Genomic DNA, 3,821 nt, shown 5'->3' with positions numbered 1-3,821 from the left:
GGTTCAGTTTCAACCGCCGCCGCTGCCCGTCCAGAAGGTAGCGCCGCAACGCCCGCTGCAGCAGATCCAGCCGCATATGGGCCTGCACTGCCGCTCCTTGTGGATCCTTGTCGCGCATTGTCGCCCAGCTGCTCTCGATCTGCCCCACCCGCTCGACCACCAGCGCGCTGTAGAGCCGGTGCGGCCCGCGATGCAGCGGCAGGCCCATGCGTAGCGCGGCGGGCTCGTCACAAGGCAGCAGCAACCCGTTCTCGCGAAAGTCCTCGAACCGATGGCGGTGCCCGCCGATGCTCTCCAGCATCCGCGCGAACGCCGCCTGCCCAAGCAGTTGCCGCGGCAGCAGGTGGTGACGCTGCAGGCCGGAATCGTAGCCAGGTGCGTCGCTTCGATTGACGGCGCGGAAGGAGAGGTATCGCCTGAGTGCGCTCAGCCCTCGTCCTCACGCCATACCAGCACGAGTTTGCCCACCTGCGACGGCTCGACGAGTAGCGCCTGCCCGCCGGCATCGATCCGCATAGGCTCGGCAATGCAGCCCCGGCGGACAAGTTGGTCGATCACCCGGACCGCAAGTTTTCCGGTATCGGCCGCCGTTTCGTCAGGACGTCCTTCAAGCTGCATTTCCTGCCCGGTGAAATGTGCAAGCCCCCGGCTTACGAGGCTGCCGTCCTCGGCGGTAAGCAGCGCCGTCAGACCAAGCGCCGGGAAAGCCCCGCCGCCAAGCCAGTTGAGCACCGTGCGGCAGAAATAGCGGGGCTCCATCCATGTCTGCGCAGGCCCCCAGCCGACCGCGCGGACCGGAAGATCGAGCACGAGGTTCGCCGCCAGTCCCATCATCGTGCGCAGAACGGGCTGCAGACCTGCACCAGAGATGATGTGCCCCGATGGAACCAGTTCGATGCACTCGCCCCTGCTCGGCACGGCATCGTCAGCGAACCCGAACCGCTGCTGCGCCTCGATCATCCGCCCCGGAGCCCCCGGATCGAGCCCGACGAGGTCGAAAGTCAGGCCGCTGGCCAACAGTTCCAGCCATCCCGCCTCCGGCGCTGGACGATGGCTGATGCTGGCAGGCAAGCCGGAAGCGGCCGATGCCTCCATAAGCCGCGCCACGGCATCCGCATCGGGCCGCGCGCCGGGATCGAAGAGCAGGCACAGCCCTGCGGTGCTGTCTGCTCGCTGCGGCATCGGGCGAATAGGCATCATTTCCAGCGTAGCGTCGAGTCCATTCGGCACTGTGCAGCCCTTCCTCAGAAAATCCCCAGTTGCAGCCCTTCAGCCATCGCAGCGCCGAGATCGCGACAAGCATCCAGTTGCGCCTGCGGCACATGTTTTTCGGCCAGTATCGCCTCGGGCGTCTGCGCATCGAGGTTGACGATGAGCGGCTCCGCGACCCGCCGCAGACGCCAGCCGGTGACGATACGATCGATCTGTGCCTGCGCTCCGCGGCCGTCAGACCCGGCCGCGATCGCCGTGGCATAAGGCCTGCCCTCGACCCGGCCCAGCAGCGGATAATAGCAGCGGTCGAACATCTCCTTCATCAAGCCCGTCATCGAACCCAGGTTCTCCGGACAGACGAAGACATAGCCGGAAGCCGCAAGCAAGTCCTCGGCAGATACATCAGAAACGGTGATCAGGCGCGCATCGTCGCCCGCGCCAAGATGCAGCGCCTCGGCCATGGCGCGCGCTGCGCCGGTACGACTGTGCCAGAGTATAGCGAGCAGAGAATCAACAGCCCTTGTTTCCTTTCCTCATCATAGCCCGAAGCCCGCCTTGCATGCCACCCAGGCCCGAAATGCGGGGATCGACATAGGCCCGCCACTTCCCGTCGAACGACGCCTGCGGTAACGCGGACCTCATGGAATCACGATCCGCCTGTGTCTTCGGGATCGACCGCTCGCTGACCGGCAAGGCCTGGCACTGGCGCGGCGGCAATATGGACCTCTCCGATGACCTCGGCAGAGGCCCGGCCGGTCTCGAAGACGATATCGTCACTCAGATCCTGCTCTCGCGCGGCGTCGCTCGCGAGGATCTGGAGCGCCATCGCAATCCCAGCCTTCGCGCCTTCCTGCCCGACCCCTCGGCATTCCGCGACATGGACGCGGCAGCCGAGCGGCTCGCCCAGGCGGTGCTGACGGGCGAGACCGTGACGGTATACGGTGATTACGACGTCGACGGCGCAACGAGCGCGGCGCTGCTGATCCTCTTGATGCGAGCCCTCGGCCATCCCGCTCGCTACTATATCCCGGACCGCCTGCTCGAAGGCTATGGTCCTTCCGGCGAGGCGCTGGTGCGCATCGCGGGCGAAGGTTCCAGCCTGATCGTCACCGTGGACTGCGGCGCGATGGCGCACGAAGCGCTCGACATGGCGCACGAAGCGGGTGTCGACGTCATCGTAGTCGACCACCACAAGTGCTCGCCCGTACTGCCACGTGCCACTGCGCTGGTGAACCCCAACCGCCTCGACGAGGACGACCTGGCCGCTTCCCACGGCCACCTCGCGGCCGTCGGCGTCGCTTTTCTCCTGGCCGTCGCGACCGTGCGCACGCTGCGCAAACGCGGGTTCTTCGAAAATCGCCGCGAACCGGACCTGTTCGCCCTGCTCGACCTCGTGGCACTCGGAACTGTAGCGGATGTCGCCGCCCTTCACGGCCTGAACCGTGCATTGGTGGCACAGGGTCTCAAGGTGATGGCCAAGCGCGACAACATCGGCATGTCGGCACTCATCGACGCCAGCCGCCTCGGCCGGGCACCAACGTGCAGCGACCTCGGTTTCGCGCTCGGCCCGCGCATCAATGCCGGCGGGCGTGTTGGCGAATCGACCCTCGGCGTTCGCCTCCTCACCACGACCGATGCCGACGAGGCACGCGATATCGCCGCGCAGTTGTCCCGCCTGAACGACGAACGCCGCGCTATTGAACAGGCTGTACAGGAAATGGCCGAAGCGCAGATCGATCGACAGCACAACCGCTCCGTCGTCGTCTGTGCGGGCGACGGCTGGCACCCGGGTGTCATCGGCATCGTCGCGGGACGCATCAAGGAGAAAACCGGCAAGCCGGCTCTCGTCATCGCGCTGGGGGCGGACGATGCGGGTAACGGCAAGGGCTCCGGCCGCTCGATCCCCGGCGTGGACCTGGGCGCCGCGATCATCGCCGCGCGCGAGGCCGGCTTCCTGGAGGCCGGCGGCGGGCACGCCATGGCCTGCGGCCTCACCATTGCGCCGGATAAGCTGGATGCCCTGTCGGAATGGCTGGACGAACACCTTGCCGCCGATGTCTCCCGCGCGAGCGCCAATCGCAGCGTACTGCTCGATCTGGCTCTTTCCCCCGGCGGCCTCGTACCCTCGCTCGTGGAGACGCTGGAGAGCGCCGGGCCTTACGGCATGGGCTGGCCCGGCCCGCGCGTGGCGGTCGGCCCCGTCCGCATCGTCAAGGCGGACGTCGTCGGAGCCGACCACTTGCGCCTGATCGTTTCCGGACCCGACGGCGGACGGTTCAAGGCCATGGCCTTCCGCAGCGCCGAAACCGAGATGGGCCAAGCCCTTCTGCACGCTGCACAAGGCCGCAAGCTGTGGCTGGCCGGGCGTGCGAAGATCGACGATTGGGGCAGCCGCCCGGCGGCGGAACTGCACCTTGATGACGCGGCTTTCTGCGACTGAAACGAAAGGTTCAAAAAAGTTTCCAGATAAGGGTTGACCACCCTTGGACCCACCGTTAGAGGGCCGGTCCTGCCTCCGGCGCAACCCGGTTTGGCCCCTTCGTCTAGCGGTCTAGGACGCGGCCCTTTCACGGCTGAAACACGGGTTCGATTCCCGTAGGGGTCACCAT

4 protein-coding genes and 1 tRNA gene are annotated in these 3,821 nt (G+C 66.6%); 2 read left to right on the top strand and 3 right to left on the bottom strand.

Going from position 1 to position 3,821, the window contains the following annotated elements:
* The 3 genes from LH128_RS22980 to LH128_RS22970 all read right to left on the bottom strand — a co-directional run.
* Nucleotides 1-340, bottom strand: a 340-nt coding sequence (locus tag LH128_RS22980; RefSeq protein ID WP_442800362.1) for an AHH domain-containing protein, incomplete at its 3' end; no start/stop codon positions are given.
* 86 nt (nt 341-426) lie between these two features.
* A complete protein-coding gene (locus LH128_RS22975) occupies nt 427-1,182 on the bottom strand; it encodes a hypothetical protein (RefSeq protein WP_069707749.1) in 756 nt (251 codons plus the stop codon).
* Nucleotides 1,183-1,244: 62 nt separating this feature from the next.
* Nucleotides 1,245-1,673, bottom strand: coding sequence for a flavodoxin family protein (locus LH128_RS22970; protein ID WP_008832083.1), 429 nt, complete (start codon nt 1,671-1,673; stop codon nt 1,245-1,247).
* Between the two features lie 179 nt (nt 1,674-1,852).
* Here LH128_RS22970 and recJ point away from each other — a divergent pair, with 179 nt between their 5' ends.
* Nucleotides 1,853-3,652: a single-stranded-DNA-specific exonuclease RecJ gene (gene recJ / locus LH128_RS22965; protein WP_008832082.1), complete on the top strand. Its 1,800-nt coding sequence runs from the start codon at nt 1,853-1,855 to the stop codon at nt 3,650-3,652.
* Between the two features lie 92 nt (nt 3,653-3,744).
* Nucleotides 3,745-3,820, top strand: a tRNA-Glu gene (locus tag LH128_RS22960).
* The last annotated feature ends 1 nt before the right edge of the window (nt 3,821 follow it).

Source organism: Sphingomonas sp. LH128 (assembly GCF_000293195.2).
GTDB classification, from domain to species: domain Bacteria; phylum Pseudomonadota; class Alphaproteobacteria; order Sphingomonadales; family Sphingomonadaceae; genus Novosphingobium; species Novosphingobium resinovorum_A.
The sequence above is the reverse complement of the archived record's forward strand: the minus strand, read 5'-3'. Positions and strand labels throughout refer to the sequence as shown.

What these genes read in the sequence shown, in the direction of transcription:
- LH128_RS22975 (WP_069707749.1), bottom strand. Translation starts at nt 1,182, where the DNA reads ATGCCGCAGCGAGCAGACAGCACCGCAGGGCTGTGCCTGCTCTTCGAT.
- LH128_RS22970 (WP_008832083.1), bottom strand. Translation starts at nt 1,673, where the DNA reads ATGGCCGAGGCGCTGCATCTTGGCGCGGGCGACGATGCGCGCCTGATC.
- recJ (WP_008832082.1), top strand. Translation starts at nt 1,853, where the DNA reads ATGGAATCACGATCCGCCTGTGTCTTCGGGATCGACCGCTCGCTGACC.